Genomic DNA, 25,253 nt, shown 5'->3' with positions numbered 1-25,253 from the left:
TCAAACCTGCAGGACGCTGGACACAAGCAACTGCGTGTAGGCATGCTGCGGGTCGTCCAGCACCTGATCGGTCAGCCCAGCTTCGACCACATGACCGCTTTTCATCACCATCAGCCGATCCGCCAGCAAGCGCACCACGGCCAGATCATGCGTCACGATGATGGCGCTCAGCCCCATTTCACGCACAAGTCCGCGCAGCAAATCCAGCAAGCGCGCCTGCACGGACACGTCCAGCCCTCCAGTCGGTTCGTCCATGAACACCAGCCGAGGGCCCGTCACCAGATTGCGCGCGATTTGCAGGCGCTGCTGCATCCCGCCAGAAAACGCGCTGGGGCGATCATCCACACGGGCTGCTTCAATCTCGACCCGGCCCAGCCAGTCGATAGCCTTGTCCCGAATGTCGCCATAGTGCCGGTCGCCAACGGCCATCAGCCGCTCACCAATATTGCCGCCCGCGCTGACAGACATCCGCAGCCCGTCGCGTGCGTGCTGATGCACAAAGGCCCAATCAGTGCGGCCGAGCATTCGGCGTTCCGGTTCGGACATGGTCACGGTATCTACCGGTCCGTCCCCTCGGGTATCAAAGATCACTTGCCCGGCGTCCGGCTCAAGATGACCTGCCAGGCAATTCAGCAAGGTTGATTTGCCCGACCCACTTTCGCCAACGATCCCCATCACTTCTCCGGGGTAGAGATCGAAGCTCACATCTGTGCATCCGATCCGCGCGCCATAGCGTTTTTCGATGCCCTTGACTTGCAACAGGGGGGTCATGCCGCGTTCTCCTCAGCCAGTTGGCCCACGTGGCCTGTTTCGCGGCGCGACCGGCAATAATCGGTGTCCGAGCAGACAAACATTCGGTTGCCTGCGTCATCCATGATAACCTCGTCCAGATAGCTGTCTTCGGCACCGCACAGATCGCAGGGATGGTTGGCTTTGGTGGCCTCAAACGGGTAATCCTCGAAATCGAGGCTCACGACCTTGGTATGCGGAGGCACCGCATAGATACGCTGTTCTCGCCCTGCACCAAAAAGCTGGATCGCGTCCATCTCAAGCTTTGGGTTGTCGAATTTCGGGATCGGAGACGGGTCCATCACATACCGGCCTGATACTTTGACCGGATAGGCATAAGCGGTTGAGATCGCGCCGTGCTGACTGATGTCCTCATACAGCTTGACATGCATCAGCCCGTATTCCTCAAGGCTGTGCATCTTTCGCGTCTCAGTCTCGCGCGGCTCCAAAAAGCGCAGAGGTTCCGGGATCGGCACCTGATAGACGATGATCTGGTCTTCGCGCAGTTTCGCCTCGGGGATGCGGTGGCGAGTCTGGATGACAGTGGCTTTTTCCGTCTCCTCCGTGGTGGCAACTCCAGCGGTGTTCTCAAAGAACTTGCGGATCGACACGGCGTTGGTGGTGTCGTCTGCACCCTGATCGATCACCTTGAACGTATCCTCGGGCGTCAGTGTCGCCGCCGAGACCTGAACGCCACCCGTCCCCCAGCCATAGGGCATGGGCATCTCGCGGCTGGCAAAGGGAACCTGATACCCAGGTACAGCCAGACCTTTCAGGATCGCCCGGCGGATCATCCGCTTGGTTTGTTCGTCCAGGTAGGCGAAGTTGTACTCGCTCATAGGAGACCTCTTTCAATCAACGCGCCTTCCAGCGCTTGAGGCGTCGTAAAGTGGATGCCATCCATGCCAACGGCGCGCGCGCCGTCGACGTTATGCAGCCCGTCGTCGATGAATATGCAGTTTTCAGGCGCAAGCTCGGCCCGCTCACACAAGCGATGAAAAATCTCGGGCTTTGGTTTCAACAGCTTTTCCTGACCGGACACGATGGTCACACCGAAGACGTCGCCCAACTCGGGATGCGCGCCAACACCAACCGGCCATGTTTCCGCCGACCAATTTGTAATTGCGTGAACCTGCGTGCCTTGCTCTTTCAATCGATAGAGCAGTTGCCAGGTTCCTTCGATCTTTTGCGGAACGGTCATCGCATAACGCTCAACATACACACTCAGACGTTGCCGGTCTTCGGCGTCATCCAGTTCTGACGCCAGATCGGCGAAGTTCTCGCCGCCATCCGCCCTCAGATTGCGATCCTGAAAATCGATGCGGGTCAGGAACTCGGCCACGGCTTCGCGGCTGCCCATCTCGTGCAACCATGCCAGATGCGGATCCCATCGGATCAGCACATTTCCGATGTCAAAAACGACGGCCTTCATTCTGCGGCCTCGTTTGGCATAATGCGTTCTTCAGCCTCGCGACGCAGTTTGCGGACCAGCTCCAGCTCAGACTGGAAGTCGACGTAATGCGGCAGTTTGATGTGTTCGAGGAAACCTGTGGCCTGAATGTTATCCGCATGGCTCAGGACAAATTCTTCGTCCTGCGCCGGTGCACCCAGATTGTCTTCGCCCAGTTCTTCCCAACGCAGCGCGCGATCGACCAGAGCCATCGCGATGGATTTTCGTTCGGACTGACCAAAGACCAGACCATAGCCACGTGTGAACTGTGGCGGTTCTGTCTTGGAGCCCGTGAACTGGTTGACCGTCTCACATTCAGTCAGCTCGACTTCACCAATATCAATGGCAAACCCCAGCTCGGGGATCTCCATTTCCACAGCGACCTTGCCGATCCGAAGCTCTCCGACAAACGCATGGTTGCGGGCGTAGCCGCGCTGGGTGGAATAGGCCATGCCCAGTACAAAGCCCTCGTCCCCACGGGTTAGTGATTGCAAGCGCAGCGGTCGGTTTGACGGAAACTCCATCGGCTCGCGGGTCAGGTCCCCCGGGGTGTCATCGCTGGCAGGTTCATCCTGAATGATGTCCTCTCCCTTCAGGAATTCGGTGATGTGCGGCGTGGGCTCCTGACGTGCCGCGCCTTCGGGTGACTTAGGAGCTTCACCATCGGCAGCCAGTTTGAAGTCCAGCAAACGGTGGGTGTAGTCGAAAGTCGGCCCCAGAACCTGTCCGCCGGGCGCATCCTTGAACGTGGCCGAGATTCGGCGGTCACACGCCATCTGAGAGGTCTCGACCGGGTTGGAATAGCCAAAGCGCGGCAGCGTCGTACGGTAAGCACGGACCAGAAAGATCGCTTCGATCAGATCGCCACGCGCCTGTTTGATCGCCAGCGCTGCAAGGTTGGGGTCGAATAATGAACCCTCGGCCATCACCCGGTTCACGGCAAGGCTCAGTTGTTCGCGGATCTGTTCTAGGCTCAGCTCCGCTACATCCGTTGCGCCCCGGCGTTCTTCGGCCAACCACGTATGGGCGTTCTCGATGGCTTTTTCGCCCCCTTTGACAGCTACATACATCGCTTAGCCCTCTGTCCTGATCTGCGTGCTGCGCGGCAAGGCCGCGATCTTGTCACCGCAGGTAAAGAAGAAATCGCACCCTAGCGGATACAGCATCGCATTGCCCTGAAGCGCCGGAATATCCGGCAGAGACAACCGCGCGGTGTCCTTGATCCCAGGGCCGCTCAGAATGGTACCGCTTTGCTCAAGCTGGTCGCATTCTACAATTAGGGTCGCAGACCGGTCCGGGTATTCCGGCGTCCCGATACGATAGGCGTTCAAAGGACCTAGCGCGCCCCACGTACCAACGGCGAAATCAGCGTTGCCCGCAGACACAATCGGCGCGCCCGTGTGGAAGGTCAGCCATTTGCGAACCGCATCGGTATCAGCGTCACCGGCCAGATGCACCATCGTTTCGGGGTCGCACAGCGTCAACAACAGCGTGCCTGCTGCCACGGACAAAGGCGCAGGGGGTTCACTGCCCATGAGGGTGCGAATATCACCCGGGCGCGCCATGACGGTCATGGCAGCGCGGAACGCGTGGGCGGCCTGGACAGGTGCGTTTTGAAAGCCCCCGGAAAACTGTGTTTGCGCGGCCATCAGTCTTCCCCCCGGACCAGCGTAAAAAACTCGACCTTCGTCGCGGCTGCCTTGGCCGCGCGTGCGGTCTTTGTCTTCTGCATTTGCGCCTGCAGCGGGTTGATCAGCTTTGCCCTCAACTCATCCGCAGAAGACGTCTGCATCATGGCATCAATCAACGCTGCGGCTTCGGCTTTAGGCTTGGATCTGCCCTGTACATATCCGTGACCGACCGTACCATCCTGCAGCACGACCGAGCAGCGCGTGACGGTCATTTCGCCCAGATTGAACGGTGCTCCGGTAGCTCCGGTGCGACCTCTCACCATGACGCCGCCCACTTCGGGGCTGCGCAGCCATTCAAAGCTTGGGCGGTCCTGAATGCCATCCCATAGCGTCATCAAAGCATCGTCCGGCGCGCGGGCCACCAGACCCATCCACTCCTTCCGCGCCTGAGTCGCGATTTCTGTCTGATTTGTCATCAAAGCCTCTTGGCCGGGTTGTCTACATGAACTATACAACTAGACAAATATTACCCCTTAGGCATCCGAGTCGCAATCCGCGATGGTGTGAAGATTTGATGACATGAGCAAAACGCCGATCTGGAAAAGCATCGCCCTGCGCCTGACCTCGGACATCGCCGAAGGGCGCTATCAAACCGGAGATCGCCTGCCGACCGAAGCACAATTGGCTGCCACTCATGGCGTCAATCGCCACACTGTGCGGCGCGCGTTGGCGGACATGTCGGAACAAGGTCTGGTCCACGCCAGGCGCGGCGCAGGGGTGTTTGTAGCGGCGCGCCCCACGGACTATCCAATCGGCAAAAGGGTGCGATACCACAAAAACATCTCGGCCAGCGGTAAGATGCCGGGTAAGAAAATCCTCGCGCTGACCACACGCGCAGCAGATGAAGCCGAAGCAGAAGCCTTGGGTTTGGACAAAGGTGATCCGGTGCATGTCTATGACGGCCTGTCATTGGCGGACGGACAGCCTGTGGCGGTGTTTCAAAGCGTTTTTCCAGCCGCGCGTTTTCCCGACCTGCTACAGACGCTGACCGAAACGCAATCGGTCACAAAAGCTCTGCAAGCCAGCGGCATCGCGGATTACACGCGCATCTCGACCCGTTTGACAGCACGCGGGGCAACGGCAACACAAGCCCTGCAGCTTCAGCTGTCCGAGGGGGCTCCGGTTCTGTTCTCTGTTGGTGTGAACGCCGATCCAGATGGCCAGCCCGTTGAGTACGGACGAACCGTATTCGCCGGTGAGCGGGTCACGCTGACCCTGAACGAAGAATAGTCTCCCAAAGGGGGTTTTCGGTTCTTGTATCTGCGGGAACAGGGTTACGCGTATTTTTCCAGAAACGCTTCGGCACTTAGCGTGCGAAAATCGGGCAAAGCCGCGCGAAGCCTGGCGTTGTCCCAGTCCCACCACGCAAGCTGTTCCATCCTGTCCGCTACGACCTCAGGAAACCTGTTGCGTAAAACCTGAGCTGTGACACCTGCAACAATCGCATAGGGCGGGACATCTTTGGTCACCACCGCACCCGAAGCAACCACGGCACCATTGCCGATCGTGACCTCGGGCTTGATGATCGCAGCGTGTCCGATCCAGGTATCATGCCCGATCCGGGCGGTGCGACTGGCGCGATGCGCGAACCAATCCGCATCATCTTCGGCATCGTCCCAATAGTCGGCGGAACGATAGTGAAAATGATGCAGCGAGGCCTTGTCCATCGGGTGATCTGTCGCTCCGATGCGAGTAAAGCTTGCTATATTTGCGAACTTTCCAATTTCGGCATTGGCAATATCGCAGGTCCGGTCGCAATAGGAATAGTCGCCCCAAACCGAGTTTGCCACTCGGCTGCCAGCACCAATCTCGACATATGCGCCAAAGCTGCTGTTGGTGATCTGACAATCGGTGTGAATAAACGGATGATCTGCGCTCAGTCGTGCCATTGCGTGTCCCAACCTCGGCTCAGGGTAACAAGAATGCTTTGCGCGCAGCGTCGCGCGGTTTGCGTTTTTTGCCCGTTTCGCCCTGGATCAACCGTTTGCGCAGCCAACCCGAGAACCAGTCCATCAACATGACCATCAGGATGATCAGGATGATGTAGTATGCGACCTCTTCCCAATCCTTTTGCGTGATGATTGCCTGCGTCAGCAGAAGGCCAATGCCACCGCCTGTGATTGCGCCAATCACCGTCGCGCTACGGGTGTTGGATTCCAGAAAATACAACAGCTGGCTCAGCAACACTGGTGTGACCTGCGGAATGACCCCAAAACGATATCTCTGCGGCGCATTTGCGCCAGTGGACTGAACGCCTTCGATTTGCTTCTGGTCCACATTCTCCAACGCTTCCGAGAAAATCTTACCGAACGTCCCGGTGTCGGTCACCAGTATGGCCAGTGCCCCGGTCAACGGACCGGGGCCAAAGGCACGGGCCAGAACGACAGTCCAGATCAAGGCGTCCACACCGCGCACGAAGTCGAAAACGCGACGCGTTGCAAAGCGGATGGATTTCATCGGGTTGAAGTTGCGCGTTGCAAGGAAAGCCAGCGGCAATGCGACCATAGCCGCGCCCAGCGTGCCCAAAAACGCCATCAGGATCGTCTCGAATATCGCCCAGGCCACGTCCTGATGCCGCCACATCTTGTTGGTCCAGAAATCATTGAAAATTGCACCCGCCTCACCCGACGCCGCCCGCCCGGCCAGTTCGGGGAAGGGCTTGCCGTAATAGGGGCTGTCGAGCGTGAACCAGAACAACTCCCACCCGGTGAAGTAGCGAAACACTTCCGACCGATTGCGTGTGACGGTCAAACGGCCAGCATCCGTCTTGATTGCCAAGCGGTTCTTCGAAACGTTGATCCACTCTGGCACGTCACCCGCAGGCAACTCTGCCTGTACGCCAGCCGAGCGGCTGGGCGTCGCCCGAACAGTTCCATAACCGGGGATGTCATATTCGACCGTTTCCGGTCCGAACCTCACTACGTGGCCGTCTTCCAGATCGATCACGGTTGTCTCGCCCAGCGCCACCCAGTCCGGGGCCTGACCTTCAGGATATGCGCCCTTGCGTTCGCCCTCGATCGCGGCCGAAACCTCGCCAGTGCGGTTGTCACGCTCGATATGCGTCTTATAGCTGTAGCTGTCTGATACCAGTGTCTTGCCGTTTTCCCAATTCGCACGCGCAGCGAGGCCCGGAACGTCAAACGCGAAAAATACGTAGACCAGATAGACCAGAACCAGCGCAGGCAGCCCGAAATTCATCAGTCTTTTTCGACTGAACAGGTGATCCGCTTCGGCTTTGAGCTCATCGACGGTCAGATTGGTTGCGAAGGTGCTCATACCGAGGCTCCTTTTTCCGACCCATGAGTCAGGCGGTCGCGCAGGACACCTGACAGCTGGTCCACGACGACGATTGTTACGAAAAGCAGAAGGAAAATGGCCGCGGCCTCATCGTACCGCCCCTGCCCCCAGGACATGGCGTTGCGCAGCTCATAGCCCAGACCACCAGCGCCAACAAAACCCAGGATGGCCGAGGCGCGAATATTGATTTCGAACCGCAGCAACGCATAGCTGACATAGTTGGGACCGACCTGTGGGATCACGCCAAGATACATGCGTTGCGACCAGTTCGCACCCACCGAATGCAGGCCCTCGACCGGCTTGAGCGAGGCGTTTTCGTTGACCTCGGAAAACAGCTTGCCCAGTGCACCTGCTGTGTGAATGGCAATCGCAATCATCGCCGGAACCGGACCACCGCCCAAAATGAAAATCAGAACTAGTGCGATCACAATCTCGGGGACGGCGCGGCACACATCTGCAATTCGGCGAAACAAAGGGATCAAGGCGGGCCAAAGTGCCATGCCGCGCGTCGACATCAAGGCCAGAAACGTACCTGCAATCGCACCGATCAAGGTCGAAGCGGCCGCGATATTCAGTGTTTCGATCAGTGCGGGGAAAAACTTGGCCAGGTTTTCCGGCAGCGCGCCGATTTTTTCCCACGCCTCGGCCAAAACCTCAGCGGGGTAGTCGAAAATACGCGTCCAGCCATCGCGGAAACTGCCAGCGTTGCGGTCGTCAGCAACACGAAAGCCCGAGGCCATAACGGCAACGAACAGGATCAGGAGGATACCACCATAGACCCGTTTGCGGCGCGTCATCGCCGTATAGTCATCGCGGATCTGGTCGACGGTCGGGGACCCAGCGGTCAGGTCTGTCATGGAATGCTCCTGGGTGGAAAAACGGGGCCCGGATTTTCACCGGACCCCGATCATTGGGTATGCAGGCTTAGTTGGACTTCAGCTTGCGTGCTTCGATGATGACTTCGTAGGCATCATGCGTGATCGGCTCGAACGCTTTCGCCTCACCTGCGGCAACGCCGTAGAAGCAATCACGGTCTTTCTCGTGCAGGCCAGCCATCAGGGCTGTCATCTTCTCTTTGACATCCGCAGGCAGCGCTGTACGCAGAACAACCGGACCTTCCGGGATCGGCTTGGATTTCCAGATTTCAACCATGTCGTTCATGTCGACCAGACCGGCATCAACTGCACGGCGCAGCGCGCCCGAGTTGTATCCGTCTTCCCAGTTGCCAAGACCATCGGCCCAGGTAACACCACCATCAACGTCACCATTGTTGACCGCGACGATGGTCTGCTCGTGACCGCCGGTGAACTTCACTTCACCAAAGTAGTCGCCTGAGTCCATGGTGGCACCGGTGGCCTGCGGGATTTCTATGGACGGGATCAGGTAACCCGAGGTCGAGTTCGGATCGCCAAAACCGAAGGTCTTGCCTTTCATATCTTCCAACGAGGTGATGCCGCTGTCCTTGCGGGCAAAACCAACCGAGTAATACCCGTAACCGCCGTCGACGTTTACCTTAACCAGAACCGGCTCAACCGCTTCGGGATCGCTCAGATAAGTTTTGGCGTAACCCGACGCGCCCAACCATGCCATGTCGATAGTGCCGCCCAGCAGACCCTGGATCACACCGTTATAATCGGCAGGCGCAAACAGCTTGGTCTCAACACCCAGCGTTTCTTCGGTGTATTCGCGCAGGCATTCGTTGTTGTTCAGACGGTCCTGAGCGTTCTCACCGCCCAGAATGCCTATGCGGAATTCGCTGATGTCCTGTGCCATGGCCGGGGCGGCAAGCGCAGTTGTCGCCGCAAAGGCAGCAATCAGTTTTTTCATCTGTCTCTCTCCAGTTTGATTGCCCCGGCCTTTCATCGGGCCGGGCGATGAAAGGGGGTTGGTGGCTCAGATGGTTGCTTCCGCTTCCATCAGGGCCTTCTGGGTGGCGTCCAGAGTTTCGATCTCGGTCGATGTCGCCTCTTCCGAGAAGCTGGCATCGGCACCATAGATTTCGCGGGCGACACCGGTCGTCAGTTGTTCGGGCAGCCCGTCAAAGACGATGCGCCCGTCGCGCATTCCGACCACGCGGTCGCAGTAGCGGCGTGCTGTATCAAGTGTGTGCAGGTTGGCGATGACGGTGCGACCGTCCTCTTCGTGGATACGGCGCAGCGCCTGCATCACCACCTGAGCGTTCATTGGGTCCAGCGAGGCGATGGGCTCGTCCGCCAAAATGATCTTGGGGTCCTGCATCAGGGCGCGTGCGATAGCGACGCGCTGTTGCTGGCCGCCCGACAGGGCCTCCGCGCGCTTCGGTGCGTGCTCGGCAATACCAAGACGATCAAGTATGTCGATAGCGCGATGGATGTCTTCCATCGGAAACAGGTTGAACATGGTCGCCAGGGTCGAATGACGGTTCAGAGTGCCATGCAGAACGTTCGACACAACATCCATACGCGGCACCAGATTGAACTGCTGAAAGATCATGGCGCAGTCAGCTTGCCAGGCGCGCTTTTCGCGGCCCTTCAGTTGGGTCATGTCACGACCTTCGAACAGGATCTGACCATCGCTGGAGTCCGTCAGTCGGTTGATCATCCGCAGCAGGGTCGACTTGCCTGCACCAGACCGTCCGATAATCCCGATCATGCAAGGCTTGTCCACATCCAGCGTCGCAGCATCCACAGCAACGTTGTCGCCAAAGCGTTTGGTCAGTTTCTTGATATGCAGCACGTGCCACCCCCAAATGATGTTGGCGGTCAGCTACAGATGCCATTCAACGGATATGTGTCAGCGTGGTGAAAGTTTTGTAACGGACCAGCCGTTGCGGGGGCTATCCATCCCCCTGCCCCACAGGTATACGCTTCGGCGACTCTTTTTCTGATACGAGGCCATCATGAGCTTTGACCGCACCATCAAGATTGCTCCATCGATCCTGTCTGCCGACTTCGCCAACTTCGGAGCAGAGATTCAGGCCATCGAGGCACAAGGCGCGGATTGGGTCCACGTGGATGTCATGGATGGTCATTTCGTTCCGAACCTGACCTTTGGCCCACCCGCCGTCAAAGCCTTCCGCCCGCACGTGAAAACCGTGATGGATGTACACCTGATGATCACCCCTGTTGATCCTTACATCCAGGCGTATGCCGATGCCGGAGCGGACATTCTGACCGCACATGTCGAGGCGGGGCCGCATACACATCGCACCCTGCAAGCGATCCGCGCGGCAGGTATGAAAGCAGGCGTCGCCCTGAACCCCGGAACGCCGGCAGAAGCGGTCGAGCACCTGCTGGATCTTACCGATCTGGTTTGTGTAATGACGGTGAACCCCGGATTCGGAGGTCAGAAATTCATCGATATGACCGGCAAGGTGCGCAAGCTGCGCGAAATGATTGGTGACCGTCCGGTACATATCGAAATCGATGGTGGCGTGGATCCAAAAACTGCCCCGTTGGTCGCAGCTGCAGGTGCCGACGTACTGGTGGCCGGTTCGGCTGTTTTCAAAGGTGGATCGGTGGACCAGCCGGACGTGTACGGTGAGAACATCCGTGCTGTACGCGCAGCAGCACAATCAGCGTTGTCCTAGTTTCGAGACTGACATTACCGGCCAGTAGCTCAGCTCTTTACCGACGGTGAAAGGAGCCCTTCACAAAAAGGGCTCCTTTCCGTCTATCAATCCGCGCCGAACGACCCGATATGCGATACGCCGTTGGCGCCGGACGCTTGGAACGTCCCACCAACTTCTTCGGCGTTCGGGCCATAAAACACTCCGTAAGCTTCGCCATTTGTCCCTGGCCCATAAGTCGTCGCGATAACACCAAACGAAACCTCTTGGGGGTCGCGTTTACGGATTGAAAAGAACGACCTGTTCATTGGAAACGGGTTTTCCCCGTTTGGTTTGATTGAGTACAGTCGAACGGAGTCCGACATCCCGGCCTATAGTTTTACTGAGACCAATTTCGAGCTTGGGCTGGAACGACGCTTTTGACAAAGCGACATCGGTTTGATCGTTTTTTTACTGGTGCCCGCACCTCTGGTTTCGTCGGGCCGTTCACTCAAGCTCCTTTCCTACAAGCCATGGGTCTTCAACTTTCATGCCCTGATAAACCGCATGCAGAAAAAGATGGGCAATCACAGGGTCGTTTGAAAATGGCGAGAACTGCAAGTTACCCTCTCGGACGCCTTCATCTGCTTCATAGACGACCTCGTCGCCTTTTACAGTTACAAGCACTTCAAGCTCTGCCAGCGTTTCGGGGTCGACCGCTGTGGGGTCATCCGAAAGGATCACAAAATCCGCAACTTTTCCAACTTCGATAGAGCCCTTTTCATCTTCTTCGAAATGCTGCCAGGCAGGCCAAATTGTCATGGCTTTCAGGGCAGTCATGACGTCGACCCTCTGATGCGGTCCCAAAATGTCGCCCGACCGTGTGCGACGCGTAACGGTCGCGGCAAGTACACGCATGCTGTCGGGAAATGCGACCGGGGCATCGTGATGTGTCCCGAACATCATGTCACGTTCTCGCAGCCATCCCGTGGGTGAGATGTTGTCAGCGTTGACCGGCCCCACAGTATGATCCCGGTGCCAATCACCCCAATAGAATGTATGCATCGGGAACAGCGATGGAAACACGCCCAGCCGTTTAAAACTGGCGACCTGATCCTCTCTTAGAAATTGGCCGTGGATCAAAACAGGGCGATTGCCCGGGTCACCATATTTGATCTGCGCCTCTTCAAGGGCTGCGATCAACATGTCAGATGCCCCTTCGCCGTTGGAATGCACGAGGATCTGGAAGCCATTCTCATAACACCAGTTCACCGCATCCTGAAGCTGCTCCATCGTTATTGCGGCATAACCGGCATACCCGGCGGCGTAATTTCCAACCGGGTTGTAATAGGGTCGGTCCCGCAACGCCGTGAAACCTTGCGGCGAGCCGTCGATTGTCAGCTTGCAGCCGCCGACCCGAACACGGTTACCGTAATCCGCCGAGGTGTTTTCTCCGATATAGTTTCTCGACTCCAACACATCTGGAAAAGCAACCACGTCTATGGGCAAACCATCTTCGGCAGCAACTTTCTTGAGCACCTCGACAATCTCTCCCGAAGATCGGCCTTCTTGTCCGGTCGTATATCCAAACTTTGCCCAAAGTTCAGTTCCGGCTCTGGCAAAGGCCGCCAAGCCCTCCTCGCCCAGATTTCCAAGTATGGGAACGAGGACCGAAAAGAACGCGTATTCTTCCAAAACACCATTGGGTTCTCCGGCTTCATCGCGCTGAATGACCCCGCCAGGAGGTGCCTCTGAAGCGGCGGTGATACCTGCCAACTCCAGAGCTTTAGAATTTGCGACCCCCAGATGACCGGATTGATGAATGATGATCACAGGCAAATCCTCGGACACCATGTCCAGATCTTGCCGTGTCGGGTGACGCAATTCTTTCAGTTGCGCATTGTCATAGCCAAAGCCGATGATCATTTTCACCTGTTCAACGGCTGCCGAATTCTCAGCGGCCCAGTTGGACAGTGTTGATTGCAGGGTTGCAATATCTACGACGTCCCCATCCGGCGGCGCAAGGAGGTTGGCGGACAAAGCCTGCAATCCACCCATGACGACATGACCGTGGCTGTCCACAAAGCCCGGCAGCATCGCGCGTCCGTTCAGATTGAAGGTTTCCGTTCCATCCCCTTGATGTGTGGACAGATCAGATAGCGATCCGACGGCCAGAATGCGCCCATCTTTGACTGCAACGGCTTCGGCAGAGGGGCCTTCGTCATTCATCGTGACAATTGGACCACCGAGATAGATTCGATCTGCGATTTGTTGGGACGCCGCCGAAGAAGACGAAAACGCGAGTGCCGCAACAAGACAGAGTGAACGAGCCGATACGTGCATCTTATGACCTCTTTCGAATTGCAATGTCTCAATATGAAAGAGGGTAGCATTTTGGCGGGCGTTTCCGAAAAAGAAAAAGGCCGCCCCCTGTAGGACGGCCTTCTTTAGTTCAACGGTGTGGGCTCTCATTGCTCTTTCAGAGCAACTGCCGCCCACCGCTTTCCAAAATTATTCAATAATTTTGGAAACGACGCCAGCGCCGACGGTGCGGCCGCCTTCGCGGATGGCGAAGCGCAGGCCCTGCTCCATCGCGATCGGTGCGATCAGCTCAACGCCGAACGACACGTTGTCGCCGGGCATGACCATCTCGGTGCCTTCGGCCAGGGTCACGGTGCCGGTCACGTCAGTTGTACGGAAGTAGAACTGCGGACGGTAGTTCGCGAAGAACGGGGTGTGACGACCGCCTTCTTCCTTGGTCAGGATGTAGGCTTCGGCTTCGAACTTGGTGTGCGGTGTAACCGAACCCGGCTTACACAGAACCTGGCCACGCTCAACGCCGTCACGGTCAACACCACGCAGCAGCGCGCCGATGTTGTCGCCTGCTTCACCGCGGTCCAGCAGCTTGCGGAACATCTCAACACCGGTGCAGGTGGTTTTCGAAGTGTCGCGGATGCCGACGATTTCGATCTCGTCGCCAACGTTGATCACGCCACGCTCAACACGGCCGGTCACAACGGTACCACGGCCCGAGATCGAGAACACGTCTTCGATCGGCATCAGGAACGGCTGGTCAACAGCACGCTCAGGGGTGTCGATGTACTCATCAACAGCCGCCATCAGTTCCTTGATCTTCTCTTCGCCGATTTCCGGGTTGTTGCCTTCCATCGCGGCCAGAGCCGAACCTGCGATGATCGGAATATCGTCGCCGGGGTATTCATACGAAGACAGCAGCTCGCGGATTTCCATTTCCACCAGTTCCAGCAGCTCTTCGTCGTCAACCTGGTCAACTTTGTTCATGAACACGACCATCTTCGGGATGCCAACCTGGCGGCCCAGCAGGATGTGCTCACGCGTCTGCGGCATCGGGCCGTCTGCTGCGTTCACAACCAGGATCGCGCCGTCCATCTGGGCAGCACCAGTGATCATGTTCTTGACGTAGTCGGCGTGGCCGGGGCAGTCAACGTGCGCATAGTGGCGGTTGTCGGTCTCGTATTCCACGTGGGCGGTCGAGATGGTGATGCCGCGCGCTTTTTCTTCCGGCGCACCGTCAATCTGGTCATACGCTTTGAAGTCACCGAAATACTTGGTGATTGCTGCGGTCAGCGTGGTCTTGCCGTGGTCAACGTGGCCAATCGTGCCGATGTTGACGTGCGGTTTTGTACGCTCAAACTTTTCCTTTGCCATTCCTCAGGCGCCCTTTTGCGATTTGGGGGACCCTTGGTCCCGTGGTTACATCTGCGCGCGCGAGATATTTGGTTCAGGGGGGAAAATCAAGCACATCCTGAGGGAAATACGCCGATCACGCCGGATTTTGCGTGACCTCGACAGATTCCAGCGGTTGGATCAGGTTGGGGCGCTTGTCGAACCACCCTTGCTCAAGGTGTTCTTCGGCTAGCCATTCCTCGACGCGATCAGCAACTTTGAGTGCCAGACCGCTCATTTGTTCTTCCTTGGTGCGCTCATGCCCCGACCCTTTCAGCGCACTTCCACCTGTCGTGTCTTCCAACACCTGAAATTGCTTTCCTTTGGCAAGGAACTCTTTTTTCTTAACATCATAGACATTGACCAACACAATCGCGGTGCTTTTGGGATTGTAGATCACGGGTATGCCGGGCGGGGCCAGCATATAGCCTTCCAGACTGATGCCGATGTCGTATTCCTGAGCCCCTTCATAACGTCCCAGGCGAATATCGACCGCATTCTGAATCGCCGCGGTCCATTCGTCCGGGGTGGCGTCCCGGCTGACCGGTCCCTGAACGGCCTTATCAGCGAACGCGTAGTTGACGCGCAGCTTGAATTCGCCCAACGACTCGGGCTCTTCGTATAACTGCGTCTGCGTGCAAGCGCCCATTAGGGCCAATCCGGTGATCAAGGTCAGAATGCGCAACATGGTCTCGTCTCGATAGGCCTGTTTTTCTTTGATCTAGCGCACCGATGCGGCTTGTGCCAACCCGTATCGGCAGATTTCCACTTTTGCGATCACGAGAACTTGTAATCCCGCGGGAAGCCATAGGGCGGTTTTTTACCAACGCTGGCACGTTTCGACAGCCATTGGGACATGTCGGCCTCGTGCCGGGTTTTGTCGCCACCCATGGACCATTTCAGCCCCTCTTCCCAGTTGAAGGTGGTAATGTCGGACAACCCTCCATCCAGCTCCAGCGTACCCTGACGCCCGCGCGCCATGTTGTATTTCTGCAAGCGCACACCTTTGCCACGGGTCATCTCGGGAAGCTCTTCTGTTGGGAACACGAGAAATTTGCCGTTCTGAGACACGACAGCCACGTGATCTCCTGCGACCGGCTTGCAGATCATCGCCGTCTCGTCGCCTTTTACATTCAATACCTGTTTGCCGTTACGGGTCTGTGCCAGCACGTCATCTTCGGGCACCATGAATCCGTTGCCCGCATCCGAGGCCACCAGCAGCTTACGCCCCGGCTTATGGATCAGGATATCGATGATCTGCGCCTCGTTCGGAAGATCGACCATCAGGCGCAGCGGTTCGCCCATACCCCGTCCACCGGGTAGATTGGCCGCACTGACAGTGTAGAATCGCCCATTCGAAGCAAACACCAGCAGGCGATCTGTGGTTTCCGCGTGGAAAATGAAACGCGGGCCATCACCATCTTTGAACTTCAATTCGCGCTTCAGGTCGATATGGCCTGTCATGGCGCGAATCCAGCCCATCTGAGAGCAGACGACCGTGATCGGCTCCTTGTCGATCATTGCCTCAAGCGGAACTTCCTCGACTTGTCCGGCCTCGGCGAACATCGTGCGACGCGCGCCGCCGTCGTAGTCTTTGCCGAAAGTTTTCTTGGTCTCTTTCAACTGCTCGGCAATCTTGGCCCATTGCAGGGCGGGATCGGCCAGCAGGTCTTCGAGATTGGCGCGTTCCAGCATCAACTCGTCACGTTCGCGGACCAATTCCATCTCTTCCAGACGGCGCAAGCTGCGCAAGCGCATGTTCAGGATGGCGTCGACCTGAACCTCGGACAGTTCGCCCTCACCCAGCTTGGGCGTGACGTAGTCAAACTCATCGGTGGCGCGGACGTGGTCGATGCCCCAATCCTCGCGCATCAGCGCGGCTTTGGGGTCGTCGTCATAGCGGATGATGTCGATCACACGATCAAGGTTCAGGAAGGCGACGATAAAGCCCTCCAAGACCTCCAACCGATGGTCGATCTTCGCCATGCGGTGACGCGAGCGTCGGATTAGCACCTCTTGTCTGTGATCAAGGAAGGCACGCAGCACTTCCTTCATCGAACAGACCTTGGGCGTGACGCCGTCGATCAGCACGTTCATGTTCAGACTGAACCGCACTTCAAGGTCCGAATTGCGATAGAGCATGCCCATCAGCACCTCGGGGTCCACGTTTTTAGATCGAGGCTCAAGGATCAGTCGGATGTCATCAGCAGATTCGTCGCGCACATCGGCGAGAATCGGGATTTTCTTGGTCTGGATCAGCTCTGCGATCTTTTCGATCAGCTTGGATTTCTGAACCTGATACGGAATCTCAGTGACGATGATCTGCCACTGGCCGCGCCCCAGATCTTCAACCTCGTATTTGCAACGCAGCCGGAATGAGCCGCGCCCGGTGCGATAGGCCTGCGCGATGTTCTCGGGCGGCTCAACAATGACGCCACCGGTCGGAAAGTCCGGTCCAGGCACGTAATTCAGCAACGTATCGTCGCGGGCATCCGGCGTCTTGATCAGATGCAGGCAGGCATCGCACAGCTCCGCAATGTTGTGCGGCGGAATGTTCGTCGCCATACCCACAGCGATTCCGCTGGCACCATTGGCCAAAAGGTTGGGGAATTGCGCAGGCAACACCACCGGTTCGGTCAGGGTGCCGTCATAGTTGTCGCGGAAATCGACAGCGTCTTCGTTCAACCCTTCAAGCAGCGCTTCGGCGACGATGGTCATCCGCGCCTCGGTGTATCGCGAAGCAGCCGGGTTATCCCCGTCGATATTGCCAAAGTTCCCTTGCCCGTCGACCAACGGGTAACGGACGTTGAAGTCCTGCGCCAATCGCGCCATCGCGTCGTAGATCGCGGCATCGCCGTGCGGGTGATAGTTACCCATCACATCGCCCGAAATCTTGGCGGACTTCCGAAAACCTCCGGTTGCACTGAGTCGCAATTCCCTCATCGCATAGAGGATTCGCCGGTGAACCGGCTTCAGCCCGTCGCGCGCGTCAGGCAGGGCGCGATGCATGATGGTAGAGAGCGCATAGGTCAGATAGCGCTCACCTATCGCGCGGCGCAGCGGTTCGGCTACCTCGCCCCCACCTTCGGGGGCCTCCATGTTGGGGTCGTCGATGGTATCGTTCATATATGATGTGATACGACGCAAGCGCGCCTTGGTAAAGCAAGCAGCAAGTATTTTGCTGGGGACAAGTCGCGCTTTTTGCAACAGGGGGAGGCAAGTGTGTGTTTTCCCCGAATTTTCGACTCGGACTTACAATTATGCTACCATTCCAACAATTGAATAATTGCTGCCTAAAATTGTTGTTACGATTACCTTGGGGGACGGCCACTATGCGCCTGATACTTGTTACTTTTGCCGCTCTCGGCTGGACCTTTTACGTGATGAGCGGAGGTCCCGACTTTGAACCGCGCGGTGTGCGCGAAGCTAAACCTGAACGCGTTGCCGTTGCACCAAAACCGGCTGCCCCGGTGGTCGAACCTGCGCCGGTTGAAAACCTTGTCACACAAGCGGCCATCAAATCTGAACCTGTGGTGCCGGTGACTGCCGAAGTGGCGCAGGTGACTACCGAACCTGTCGCCGAGCTGGGCGAAGAAGAAACCAAAGCGCTTCTATCGCAGGTGGCTGCGGGTCTAAAGGCAAACCCATCGTTGTTTAGCGACGAGAATGTTACGCTTACCTTGGCGTCGCTGGAACAAGGCGTCGCCTCGCTTGAACAGGTCACCACAGATGCCGAACTGCCAACAGTGGACCTGTCCTCGACCGTTGAACCACCCAAGGACATTCGCGAGATTTCGGGCACCCGCGTCAACCTGCGGGACGGCCCCGGAACCATCTATCCGATCATTGGCAAAGCCGGTCTTGGCCAGCAAGTCGAGGTATTGAGCGAATCGGGCACGGGCTGGCTACGCCTGCGCGTGTTGCCCGGGCAACAGGTTGGGTGGATTTCCGCATCACTGGTCCGGAAAACAACAAACTGACGCCAGAGTGTCATTGCCCTGCCGCAAACCCCGCCATAGCTATTGGCGGTGTAAATGTGCGGAAGGCTTATGCAGAAATCGATTCTAATTACGGGATGCTCTTCGGGCATCGGCCTGGATGCGGCACACGGAATGCGTGCACGTGGATGGCGTGTCTTCGCATCTTGTCGCCAGCAGCGCGATTGTGATCGTTTGCGCGCACAAGGCTTTGAAAGTCCAAGAATTGACTATACCGACCACCAGAGCATAACTTCAGGTGTGTCATCCATACTTGAGGCGACGGGCGGTACTCTGGATGCTTTGTTCAACAACGGCGCCCACGGCCTGCCTGGGGCGGTCGAAGACGTGCCGACCGATGGATTGCGCCATATCTTCGAAACCAATGTCTTCGGATGGCATGAGCTGACGCGCCAAATAATTCCCGTTATGCGGGAACAAGGTCACGGCCGAATTGTTCAATGCTCTTCAGTTTTGGGCCTTATCGCCTTTCCCTGGAGAGGCGCTTATGTCGCCACTAAATATGCCATCGAGGGTCTGACCGATACGATGCGGCTGGAATTGCGCGACACCGGCATCCATGTGGTTCTGATCGAGCCCGGACCCATAACATCGAAGCTGCGGGAAAAGGCGATTCCGATGTTCGAAAAGTACATCGACTGGGAAAACTCGGCCCTGCGGTCAAAGTACGAAGCCTCTTTGCTAAAACGTCTTTATGAAAGCAGCGGACCCGATAAGTTCGAGCTACCGGCCTCTGCTGTGACAAACAAACTGGCCCACGCGGTCGAAGCGCGACGCCCCAAACCGCGTTATTACGTGACGACGCCCACATATGTGGCCGGAGTTCTGCGGCGGATTTTGCCCACAAAAGCCACTGACCGGATCCTCTCAGATATCTGAGGTGAAATTTCCCGTTCGCTTTTTGACCTCTCAACGCTAGATGGGTCATAATCGAAAAAACCGGACGGTGACTTAAAATGGACCTTTTGATGGTCGTACTGCTTTTGGCTATGGCGGCGGTTGTCGTTGTGCTGACCTTGGGCATTGCGAATTTCGGCAAAAGCGGCATGGAAGCCGCAAAGAAAAGCAACAAGATGATGCGGCTGCGTATCCTCTTTCAGTTCATTGCCGTGGTGCTGATCGTTCTATTCGTCTATCTGCGCGGACAAGGGGTGCAATAAATGGTCGTTCTCAACAAGATTTACACTCGCACGGGCGACGACGGCAAAACGGCTCTGGGCAATGGCGAGCGCGTTGCCAAATACGCAGGCCGCGTTGCCGCATATGGCACGGTAGACGAATTGAACGCCTTTGTCGGTGTAGCCAGAAGCGAGGCTGAGGGCGAAACGGACGCGGCACTATCGCGCATTCAGAATGACCTGTTCGACCTGGGTGCAGATTTCTGCCGCCCGGACATGGATAAGGACGCCGAGGCCGACTATCCGCCTCTGCGTATTGTGCCATCTCAGATCGATCGGCTCGAAGCCGAAATCGATGTAATGAACGAACATCTTGAACCGCTGCGCAGCTTCATCCTGCCAGGCGGATCGCGTCTGGCTGCACATTTGCACGTGTGCCGTACCGTGTCGCGCCGCGCAGAACGGCTGGCAGTTGAATTGACGAATATGGAGCCGGTCAACGACGTTGCGGTCAAATACCTCAACCGCCTGAGCGACTGGTTCTTTGTCGCCGCACGTTGCGCAAATAACAACGGCAAAGATGACGTTTTGTGGGTTCCCGGCGCGAACCGCTGATCCCGAATTGCAGAGGATTCAGGCGGCAGCGCCCGCCCCTCTGCGAAAAAAACCGCAAAACGCGACGTCCCAACGCCATGACGTGACGATTTTGCTCTGTTGTGCCACTGCCGCAGGCGCTATCTAGTCCGTCGAGAGCATTGGTGGAGTCGCCACAGCGGCTTGCCGTTTTTTTGAGGAGCATACGCAAAAATGAAGGTACTGGTGCCTGTCAAGCGCGTGATTGACTACAACGTTAAGGTCCGCGTGAAAGCGGATGGGAGCGGTGTTGATCTCGCCAATGTGAAAATGTCGATGAACCCGTTTGACGAGATTGCTGTCGAAGAGGCAATTCGTCTGAAAGAAGCGGGTAAAGCCGACGAAGTTGTTGCCGTTTCGATCGGCGTCAAGCAAGCACAGGAAACGCTGCGCACCGCCCTGGCGATGGGCGCAGACCGCGCGATCCTGGTTATGGCCGCTGATGACGTGCACACCGACATCGAACCGCTGGCCGTTGCCAAGATCCTGGCCAAAGTGGTCGAGGAAGAGCAGCCGGGCATCGTTCTGGCGGGCAAGCAGGCGATCGACAACGACATGAACGCCACCGGTCAGATGCTGTCGGCTCTGCTGGGCTGGTCGCAAGGTACCTTCGCGTCCGAGCTGGACATCGAAGGCGACAGCGCCAAGATCACCCGTGAAGTGGACGGCGGTCTGCAGACTATCAGCGTCAAGATGCCGACCATCGTCACCGTTGACCTGCGCCTGAACGAGCCGCGCTATGCGTCGCTGCCGAACATCATGAAGGCGAAGAAAAAGCCGCTGGATGAAAAAACCGCCGCCGATTACGGCGTCGACGTCACCCCGCGTCTGGAGATTGTCAAAACTGACGAGCCGCCGGCACGTGCCGCTGGTATCGTCGTGGGCTCGGTCGACGAGCTGGTCGAGAAACTCAAAGAAGCGGGGGCTGTGTAATGGCTGTACTTCTGCTGGCTGAAGTTAACAATGGTGAGCTGTCGATGGACGCCACCGCCAAGGCCGTCAACGCTGCGAAAGCTCTGGGCGATGTGACCGTTCTGGCCGCAGGTGGTTCCGCTGCCGCTGCCGGTGAGGCCGCCGCCAAGATCGACGGTGTGTCGAAAGTTCTGGTCGCCGAAGATGCCTCGCTGGGTCACCGCCTGGCGGAATCGACTGCGGCGCTGATCGTGTCGCTGGCTGATGGCTACGAGCACATCGTGGCCCCTGCGACCACCGACGCCAAGAACGTGATGCCGCGCGTTGCTGCGCTGCTAGACGTGATGGTGATCTCGGACGCGTCAGGCGTGGTTGATGGCTCAACCTTCGAGCGCCCGATCTATGCGGGTAACGCGATCCAGACAGTGAAATCCTCCGACGCCAAGAAGGTCGTCACCCTGCGGACCGCCAGCTTTGATGCAGCGGGCGAAGGCGGTTCGGCCCCGGTCGAAACCATCTCGGTCCCGGCCTCCGAAGGTCTGTCGTCGTGGGTCGAGGACAAGGTTGCCGAGAGCGATCGTCCTGAATTGACCTCGGCTGGTGTTGTTGTCTCGGGCGGCCGTGGCGTCGGCTCGGAAGAGGACTTCAAACTGATCGAAACCCTGGCCGACAAGCTGGGTGCGGCAGTTGGCGCCTCGCGCGCCGCCGTTGACTCGGGCTATGCCCCGAACGACTGGCAAGTGGGGCAGACCGGTAAGGTTGTTGCCCCCGATCTGTATGTCGCCGTCGGCATATCGGGCGCGATCCAGCACCTTGCTGGTATGAAAGACTCGAAGGTCATCGTTGCGATCAACAAAGACGAAGAAGCCCCGATCTTCCAGGTCGCCGACTTCGGACTGGTCGCAGACCTTTTCCAGGCCGTCCCGGAACTGACAGAGAAACTCGGCTGAAGCCAAAGTTTTCTTCGACACGTCTTTGAAGGCCCGCCAACAGGCGGGCCTTTTTCAGTTCAAGTCCCGCAAAACAGGTAGTAGTTTCCCGGCGATCTCTCTGTGCGCGGACGGGCCAATGACATGCTCGGCCATCGGCTGCTGCAACGTCCCAAACAACACATCCTCTAACGTGTCTGACACTGCCGTCACGCAAACCGAACATTCAACGACGCCGCTACAGAAGGGTCGAAGCCGTTCGATCATCGCGGCATCCGGCAAGACAGGATCGCTATGCAGACCGGCCTGCCTTTGCACATGAAGCCAAAGCAGTATGACTGGCGGCTCTATGCGGCGAACCAGCTTTGAACAAGCGCGCAACCAAGCTTCTTGCAGCTCTTGCACGACAATTTCGAAACGGGCGCCCTGTTCGGCGCGCAGCCGATCCAACAGATGCCGCACGAAGTGGATTTCCGTGAAATCGACCTCTGGATATAACTGTACCAGATCGAGCGTAGGTTCCACGAAACGATCATTGCGGCGCGGATGCACCCGGTAGAATCGGTTCGACTGGTACGGCAGATCGGGGACCTGCAATACGCAAAATTCCGACGCATTCACCAGTTCCGAAAGCACCGGGTCACCCAGCATGGCCTCAAAACCACAAAATAGGCTGCCGAAATTGATGCAGGGCAGCTTTAAACGCTGGCCAAGCTCAACTGGAAACGGATTCTCAACAAACCGGCCAAAGGTCTCCTCTCCGCCCAGACAGGCCACATAGGGCTTGCTCAGATCGCCCGGCGGGCCTCGAAACCACAGTTTGGACCCCATGTATTGACAGGCGGCGTCTCCACCACCGCCAGATTGATGAAAGCTCATATCAAGCCCCCCATTTTCTCACCCGGTTGCCATCTTGCGGCCGCAGATGTTGAGAAATTCCTAATGCGCGCATTTGAAGCAAAATTGACAGGTTCGATCCCCTTGCCGCCTGCCCCGCTCTGCCGATACTGTCGCGATAACCTTCAGGGCAGAGGCAGCTGGACATGGAAATCAAATCGGTCGGAGTTATTGGCGCGGGTCAGATGGGAAATGGGATTGCCCATGTCCTGGCCTTGGCGGGATACGAGGTCTTGCTGAACGATGTCAGCCAGGACGCGCTGACTAAAGCTGTGTCTGTTATCGAAGGCAACTTGGCGCGTCAGGCTTCTCGCGGCAAGATCAGCGACGACGATATGCAGGGTGCACTGACACGTATTACGACAACGTTGGAACTGCCCCGTCTTGGTCAAACCGATCTGGTCATCGAAGCCGCAACCGAGCGGGAGACGATCAAGCAGGCTATCTTTGAGGACCTGCAGCCGCATCTGCTGCCGCATACAATCTTGACGTCGAATACGTCATCCATCTCGATTACGCGCCTGGCCAGCCGCACCGACCGGCCAGAGCGGTTTATGGGCTTTCACTTCATGAACCCGGTGCCGGTCATGCAGCTGGTGGAACTGATCCGGGGCATCGCCACGGACGAAGAGACATTCAGCGCTTGCAAGGCAGTGGTCGATCGCCTTGGTAAAACCGCCGCAAGCGCCGAAGATTTCCCGGCCTTTATCGTTAACCGGATCTTGATGCCGATGATCAACGAAGCCGTTTATACCCTGTATGAAGGCGTCGGCAGCGTTCAATCCATCGACCAGTCGATGAAGCTGGGCGCGAATCATCCGATGGGCCCGCTGGAATTGGCGGACTTTATCGGGCTGGATACCTGCCTGGCGATCATGAACGTCTTGCACGACGGTCTGGCAGACACCAAGTACCGCCCCTGCCCGCTGTTGACGAAATATGTCGAGGCTGGCTGGCTGGGCCGCAAGACCGAGCGTGGGTTTTACGACTATCGCGGAGAGGTTCCGGTTCCAACACGTTGAAAGGGGGCCAGCCCCCTCACCCGGATTTCATCCGGGCTCACCCCCGAGGTACTTTTGGCCAGATGAAGACGCGGATCAGGCTTTGTTTGATTGGCCCAAGGACATTGTGCGATCCCTTAGCCATGCCATGAAGCCGCGCGGGTCGCGCTCGAGCAGTTCCATGTCTTCATCACCGATCGGCTCGCCGATAACCGGCGATTGCGGTTTGTTGCAGGATCGGACAATTTCATGCAGCAGCAAACCCTGGCGCAGGATCGGCGACAGTTTATTGGCAATCTGGTACCAGCGCGAGTTGCTGCCTGGAAAGAAAATCGGCAACACTTGTGCGCCCGAGCGACGGATCATTTTGGCGGTGAAAACGTTCCATTCACGCTCGATAGCTGGACCAAACCAGTCATCCGATGACATCACCACGCCTGACGGGAACAAGGCCACTACACCGCCATTCTTCAGGTGCTCCATGGCCTTGCCGCGCATCTCCAGCATCTTGGCTTGCGCCTCGGGGTCGTGCGGGAAAGGCACCGGGATCATGAAGGATGTTGCGGCCTCATCCAGGCCGGTCAGAACTGAGCGGGTTAGAATGCGGTAATCGCTGCGGACCCGTCCAATCAGCTCGGCCAGGATCATACCATCGACCATACCGTGCGGATGGTTGGCAACCACAACGACGGGACCGGTTTTGGGAATCCGAGCAATCTGTTCCTGAGGTGTGGTCAGGTCGATTCCCATAGTCGTAAGGGCACCGCCCCAGAACCGCTGGCCGCGATAGTATTCGTTCTTTTTTTCGAATTTGTTGACCATGCGCAGAATGGTCAGCTTGCCAGTGCACCATTCGATGGCCCGAATGGCGGTCGAAGTCCAGGCATCGTCAAACGAGTTCGCATAGGTCAGGGTTCTACGGTCGTAGATTTCGCCCTCATCCGCGGTCCCATCCACCACTGGGCTTGTCTTGGTCTCGTGCGTCGTTTCCGCCAATTCCTGGTCTTCCCGTTTTCATGTCGCGGCGGGGCGGATTAGAACCCCTCTCCGAACTTGTCATTCACAAGCGCTTCCAGAGCTTCCGCCAATGCCTCAGCATCCGGCCCCGACGTCTCGACGTCAATAGTTGTTCCGCGCGAAGCTGCCAACATCAAAAGACCCATAATACTGTCGCCTGAGGCAGAAAGTCCGTCTTTTGACACCTCGGCGCGAGCATCGAACCCTTCTACGACCTCGACCAGCTTTGCCGAGGCGCGGGCATGCAGGCCCTTTTCATTGATAATTTTAAGGCTTCGGTTGGTCATAGT

At 57.5% G+C, this 25,253-nt stretch carries 28 protein-coding genes; 9 read left to right on the top strand and 19 right to left on the bottom strand.

All coding sequences use genetic code 11. The features are described from left to right. From phnK to phnG, 6 genes are read right to left on the bottom strand one after another with little or no spacing between them, the layout of a single operon-like run. Positions 1–771 (bottom strand): phosphonate C-P lyase system protein PhnK, encoded by a 771-nt coding sequence (gene phnK, locus ACXADZ_RS04020; RefSeq protein ID WP_475192789.1) that lies wholly within the window; start codon positions 769–771, stop codon positions 1–3. Further along, entirely contained in the window at positions 768–1,628 is an 861-nt protein-coding gene (locus tag ACXADZ_RS04015; RefSeq protein ID WP_475192787.1) for an alpha-D-ribose 1-methylphosphonate 5-phosphate C-P-lyase PhnJ, read from the bottom strand. Before ACXADZ_RS04015 ends, phnK begins: the two co-directional genes overlap by 4 nt. Then, positions 1,625–2,221 carry an HAD family hydrolase gene (locus ACXADZ_RS04010; RefSeq protein ID WP_475192786.1) on the bottom strand — a complete coding sequence of 199 codons (597 nt, stop codon included), beginning with the start codon at positions 2,219–2,221 and terminating at the stop codon, positions 1,625–1,627. The genes ACXADZ_RS04015 and ACXADZ_RS04010 overlap by 4 nt, the downstream gene beginning before the upstream one ends. Then, entirely contained in the window at positions 2,218–3,309 is a 1,092-nt protein-coding gene (locus tag ACXADZ_RS04005) for a carbon-phosphorus lyase complex subunit (protein WP_475192784.1), read from the bottom strand. Before ACXADZ_RS04005 ends, ACXADZ_RS04010 begins: the two co-directional genes overlap by 4 nt. 3 nt (positions 3,310–3,312) lie before the next feature. Continuing rightward, the gene (phnH, locus tag ACXADZ_RS04000) at positions 3,313–3,888 is read right to left on the bottom strand and encodes a phosphonate C-P lyase system protein PhnH (protein ID WP_171669376.1); all 576 of its coding nucleotides are present in this window, start codon (positions 3,886–3,888) and stop codon (positions 3,313–3,315) included. Then, positions 3,888–4,346: a phosphonate C-P lyase system protein PhnG gene (phnG, locus tag ACXADZ_RS03995; protein ID WP_475192781.1), complete on the bottom strand. Its 459-nt coding sequence runs from the start codon at positions 4,344–4,346 to the stop codon at positions 3,888–3,890. Before phnG ends, phnH begins: the two co-directional genes overlap by 1 nt. 103 nt (positions 4,347–4,449) lie before the next feature. On the opposite strand from phnG, the gene phnF reads away from it, so the two are divergent. Further along, complete coding sequence (gene phnF / locus ACXADZ_RS03990) at positions 4,450–5,160, top strand: phosphonate metabolism transcriptional regulator PhnF (protein WP_171669378.1); 711 nt, start codon at positions 4,450–4,452, stop codon at positions 5,158–5,160. 44 nt (positions 5,161–5,204) lie between these two features. Here the strand turns inward: phnF and ACXADZ_RS03985 are convergent, their stop codons facing one another. The 5 genes from ACXADZ_RS03985 to phnC form a co-directional block, all read right to left on the bottom strand. Further along, positions 5,205–5,819, bottom strand: coding sequence for an LbetaH domain-containing protein (locus ACXADZ_RS03985; protein WP_475192778.1), 615 nt, complete (start codon positions 5,817–5,819; stop codon positions 5,205–5,207). Between the two features lie 19 nt (positions 5,820–5,838). Next, entirely contained in the window at positions 5,839–7,206 is a 1,368-nt protein-coding gene (gene phnE, locus ACXADZ_RS03980) for a phosphonate ABC transporter, permease protein PhnE (protein WP_475192776.1), read from the bottom strand. Then, positions 7,203–8,084, bottom strand: coding sequence for a phosphonate ABC transporter, permease protein PhnE (phnE, locus tag ACXADZ_RS03975; protein WP_171094450.1), 882 nt, complete (start codon positions 8,082–8,084; stop codon positions 7,203–7,205). The genes phnE (ACXADZ_RS03980) and phnE (ACXADZ_RS03975) overlap by 4 nt, the downstream gene beginning before the upstream one ends. Positions 8,085–8,151: 67 nt before the next feature. Next, positions 8,152–9,054: a phosphonate ABC transporter substrate-binding protein gene (phnD, locus tag ACXADZ_RS03970; protein WP_171094452.1), complete on the bottom strand. Its 903-nt coding sequence runs from the start codon at positions 9,052–9,054 to the stop codon at positions 8,152–8,154. 66 nt (positions 9,055–9,120) lie between these two features. Next, the gene (phnC, locus tag ACXADZ_RS03965) at positions 9,121–9,942 is read right to left on the bottom strand and encodes a phosphonate ABC transporter ATP-binding protein (RefSeq protein WP_475192772.1); all 822 of its coding nucleotides are present in this window, start codon (positions 9,940–9,942) and stop codon (positions 9,121–9,123) included. Positions 9,943–10,105: 163 nt separating this feature from the next. On the opposite strand from phnC, the gene rpe reads away from it, so the two are divergent. Then, complete coding sequence (rpe, locus tag ACXADZ_RS03960) at positions 10,106–10,795, top strand: ribulose-phosphate 3-epimerase (RefSeq protein WP_171094455.1); 690 nt, start codon at positions 10,106–10,108, stop codon at positions 10,793–10,795. Positions 10,796–10,881: 86 nt separating this feature from the next. On the opposite strand, the gene ACXADZ_RS03955 is transcribed toward rpe, so the two are convergent. The 5 genes from ACXADZ_RS03955 to parC form a co-directional block, all read right to left on the bottom strand. After that, complete coding sequence (locus tag ACXADZ_RS03955) at positions 10,882–11,139, bottom strand: transferrin-binding protein-like solute binding protein (protein WP_475192770.1); 258 nt, start codon at positions 11,137–11,139, stop codon at positions 10,882–10,884. Between the two features lie 121 nt (positions 11,140–11,260). Beyond that, on the bottom strand, positions 11,261–13,096 hold the full coding sequence (locus tag ACXADZ_RS03950; RefSeq protein WP_475192768.1) for an amidohydrolase: 1,836 nt from the start codon (positions 13,094–13,096) through the stop codon (positions 11,261–11,263). A 168-nt stretch (positions 13,097–13,264) separates the two neighbouring features. Then, on the bottom strand, positions 13,265–14,440 hold the full coding sequence (gene tuf / locus ACXADZ_RS03945; protein ID WP_171136109.1) for an elongation factor Tu: 1,176 nt from the start codon (positions 14,438–14,440) through the stop codon (positions 13,265–13,267). Between the two features lie 115 nt (positions 14,441–14,555). Continuing rightward, positions 14,556–15,146, bottom strand: a complete 591-nt coding sequence (locus ACXADZ_RS03940) for a hypothetical protein (protein ID WP_171096044.1) — start codon at positions 15,144–15,146, stop codon at positions 14,556–14,558. Positions 15,147–15,235: 89 nt separating this feature from the next. Beyond that, entirely contained in the window at positions 15,236–17,584 is a 2,349-nt protein-coding gene (gene parC, locus ACXADZ_RS03935) for a DNA topoisomerase IV subunit A (RefSeq protein ID WP_475192765.1), read from the bottom strand. Between the two features lie 206 nt (positions 17,585–17,790). Here parC and ACXADZ_RS03930 point away from each other — a divergent pair, with 206 nt between their 5' ends. The 6 genes from ACXADZ_RS03930 (at position 17,791) to ACXADZ_RS03905 (ending at position 22,069) form a co-directional block, all read left to right on the top strand. Further along, entirely contained in the window at positions 17,791–18,438 is a 648-nt protein-coding gene (locus ACXADZ_RS03930) for an SH3 domain-containing protein (RefSeq protein WP_475192763.1), read from the top strand. A gap of 69 nt (positions 18,439–18,507) precedes the next feature. After that, complete coding sequence (locus ACXADZ_RS03925) at positions 18,508–19,335, top strand: SDR family NAD(P)-dependent oxidoreductase (RefSeq protein WP_475192761.1); 828 nt, start codon at positions 18,508–18,510, stop codon at positions 19,333–19,335. A 77-nt stretch (positions 19,336–19,412) separates the two neighbouring features. Next, on the top strand, positions 19,413–19,616 hold the full coding sequence (locus ACXADZ_RS03920) for a twin transmembrane helix small protein (protein ID WP_171180728.1): 204 nt from the start codon (positions 19,413–19,415) through the stop codon (positions 19,614–19,616). Then, positions 19,617–20,189 (top strand): cob(I)yrinic acid a,c-diamide adenosyltransferase, encoded by a 573-nt coding sequence (locus tag ACXADZ_RS03915; protein WP_171096051.1) that lies wholly within the window; start codon positions 19,617–19,619, stop codon positions 20,187–20,189. A gap of 192 nt (positions 20,190–20,381) precedes the next feature. Then, complete coding sequence (locus ACXADZ_RS03910) at positions 20,382–21,140, top strand: electron transfer flavoprotein subunit beta/FixA family protein (protein ID WP_475192759.1); 759 nt, start codon at positions 20,382–20,384, stop codon at positions 21,138–21,140. Further along, on the top strand, positions 21,140–22,069 hold the full coding sequence (locus ACXADZ_RS03905) for an electron transfer flavoprotein subunit alpha/FixB family protein (RefSeq protein WP_171188966.1): 930 nt from the start codon (positions 21,140–21,142) through the stop codon (positions 22,067–22,069). The genes ACXADZ_RS03910 and ACXADZ_RS03905 overlap by 1 nt, the downstream gene beginning before the upstream one ends. 54 nt (positions 22,070–22,123) lie before the next feature. Here the strand turns inward: ACXADZ_RS03905 and ACXADZ_RS03900 are convergent, their stop codons facing one another. Beyond that, positions 22,124–22,927 carry a DUF6473 family protein gene (locus ACXADZ_RS03900; RefSeq protein ID WP_253746760.1) on the bottom strand — a complete coding sequence of 268 codons (804 nt, stop codon included), beginning with the start codon at positions 22,925–22,927 and terminating at the stop codon, positions 22,124–22,126. Between the two features lie 164 nt (positions 22,928–23,091). Between ACXADZ_RS03900 and ACXADZ_RS03895 the strand changes: the two genes are divergently transcribed. Beyond that, positions 23,092–23,967, top strand: a complete 876-nt coding sequence (locus ACXADZ_RS03895; RefSeq protein WP_171188964.1) for a 3-hydroxybutyryl-CoA dehydrogenase — start codon at positions 23,092–23,094, stop codon at positions 23,965–23,967. A 75-nt stretch (positions 23,968–24,042) separates the two neighbouring features. Here the strand turns inward: ACXADZ_RS03895 and ACXADZ_RS03890 are convergent, their stop codons facing one another. Together ACXADZ_RS03890 and ACXADZ_RS03885 are read right to left on the bottom strand one after the other, a co-directional pair. Next, the gene (locus tag ACXADZ_RS03890) at positions 24,043–24,942 is read right to left on the bottom strand and encodes a lysophospholipid acyltransferase family protein (RefSeq protein WP_171180739.1); all 900 of its coding nucleotides are present in this window, start codon (positions 24,940–24,942) and stop codon (positions 24,043–24,045) included. Between the two features lie 38 nt (positions 24,943–24,980). Further along, a complete protein-coding gene (locus ACXADZ_RS03885) occupies positions 24,981–25,250 on the bottom strand; it encodes an HPr family phosphocarrier protein (protein ID WP_171096062.1) in 270 nt (89 codons plus the stop codon). Positions 25,251–25,253 lie beyond the last annotated feature (3 nt).

This window comes from Ruegeria sp. ABM4_193, assembly GCF_056158705.1.
Note: the sequence above shows the minus strand (reverse complement) of the source record. Positions and strands in the feature narration are given on the sequence as shown.

What these genes read in the sequence shown, in the direction of transcription:
- phnK (WP_475192789.1), bottom strand. Translation starts at nt 771, where the DNA reads ATGACCCCCCTGTTGCAAGTCAAGGGCATCGAAAAACGCTATGGCGCG.
- ACXADZ_RS03895 (WP_171188964.1), top strand. Translation starts at nt 23,092, where the DNA reads ATGGAAATCAAATCGGTCGGAGTTATTGGCGCGGGTCAGATGGGAAAT.
- phnD (WP_171094452.1), bottom strand. Translation starts at nt 9,054, where the DNA reads ATGAAAAAACTGATTGCTGCCTTTGCGGCGACAACTGCGCTTGCCGCC.
- parC (WP_475192765.1), bottom strand. Translation starts at nt 17,584, where the DNA reads ATGAACGATACCATCGACGACCCCAACATGGAGGCCCCCGAAGGTGGG.
- phnE (WP_171094450.1), bottom strand. Translation starts at nt 8,084, where the DNA reads ATGACAGACCTGACCGCTGGGTCCCCGACCGTCGACCAGATCCGCGAT.
- rpe (WP_171094455.1), top strand. Translation starts at nt 10,106, where the DNA reads ATGAGCTTTGACCGCACCATCAAGATTGCTCCATCGATCCTGTCTGCC.
- ACXADZ_RS03930 (WP_475192763.1), top strand. Translation starts at nt 17,791, where the DNA reads ATGCGCCTGATACTTGTTACTTTTGCCGCTCTCGGCTGGACCTTTTAC.
- ACXADZ_RS03940 (WP_171096044.1), bottom strand. Translation starts at nt 15,146, where the DNA reads ATGTTGCGCATTCTGACCTTGATCACCGGATTGGCCCTAATGGGCGCT.
- phnG (WP_475192781.1), bottom strand. Translation starts at nt 4,346, where the DNA reads ATGACAAATCAGACAGAAATCGCGACTCAGGCGCGGAAGGAGTGGATG.
- ACXADZ_RS03920 (WP_171180728.1), top strand. Translation starts at nt 19,413, where the DNA reads ATGGACCTTTTGATGGTCGTACTGCTTTTGGCTATGGCGGCGGTTGTC.
- tuf (WP_171136109.1), bottom strand. Translation starts at nt 14,440, where the DNA reads ATGGCAAAGGAAAAGTTTGAGCGTACAAAACCGCACGTCAACATCGGC.
- ACXADZ_RS04010 (WP_475192786.1), bottom strand. Translation starts at nt 2,221, where the DNA reads ATGAAGGCCGTCGTTTTTGACATCGGAAATGTGCTGATCCGATGGGAT.
- ACXADZ_RS03985 (WP_475192778.1), bottom strand. Translation starts at nt 5,819, where the DNA reads ATGGCACGACTGAGCGCAGATCATCCGTTTATTCACACCGATTGTCAG.
- ACXADZ_RS04015 (WP_475192787.1), bottom strand. Translation starts at nt 1,628, where the DNA reads ATGAGCGAGTACAACTTCGCCTACCTGGACGAACAAACCAAGCGGATG.
- ACXADZ_RS03915 (WP_171096051.1), top strand. Translation starts at nt 19,617, where the DNA reads ATGGTCGTTCTCAACAAGATTTACACTCGCACGGGCGACGACGGCAAA.
- phnE (WP_475192776.1), bottom strand. Translation starts at nt 7,206, where the DNA reads ATGAGCACCTTCGCAACCAATCTGACCGTCGATGAGCTCAAAGCCGAA.
- ACXADZ_RS03900 (WP_253746760.1), bottom strand. Translation starts at nt 22,927, where the DNA reads ATGAGCTTTCATCAATCTGGCGGTGGTGGAGACGCCGCCTGTCAATAC.
- ACXADZ_RS03955 (WP_475192770.1), bottom strand. Translation starts at nt 11,139, where the DNA reads ATGTCGGACTCCGTTCGACTGTACTCAATCAAACCAAACGGGGAAAAC.
- ACXADZ_RS03910 (WP_475192759.1), top strand. Translation starts at nt 20,382, where the DNA reads ATGAAGGTACTGGTGCCTGTCAAGCGCGTGATTGACTACAACGTTAAG.
- ACXADZ_RS03885 (WP_171096062.1), bottom strand. Translation starts at nt 25,250, where the DNA reads ATGACCAACCGAAGCCTTAAAATTATCAATGAAAAGGGCCTGCATGCC.
- ACXADZ_RS04005 (WP_475192784.1), bottom strand. Translation starts at nt 3,309, where the DNA reads ATGTATGTAGCTGTCAAAGGGGGCGAAAAAGCCATCGAGAACGCCCAT.
- ACXADZ_RS03925 (WP_475192761.1), top strand. Translation starts at nt 18,508, where the DNA reads ATGCAGAAATCGATTCTAATTACGGGATGCTCTTCGGGCATCGGCCTG.
- ACXADZ_RS03905 (WP_171188966.1), top strand. Translation starts at nt 21,140, where the DNA reads ATGGCTGTACTTCTGCTGGCTGAAGTTAACAATGGTGAGCTGTCGATG.
- ACXADZ_RS03950 (WP_475192768.1), bottom strand. Translation starts at nt 13,096, where the DNA reads ATGCACGTATCGGCTCGTTCACTCTGTCTTGTTGCGGCACTCGCGTTT.
- phnH (WP_171669376.1), bottom strand. Translation starts at nt 3,888, where the DNA reads ATGGCCGCGCAAACACAGTTTTCCGGGGGCTTTCAAAACGCACCTGTC.
- phnF (WP_171669378.1), top strand. Translation starts at nt 4,450, where the DNA reads ATGAGCAAAACGCCGATCTGGAAAAGCATCGCCCTGCGCCTGACCTCG.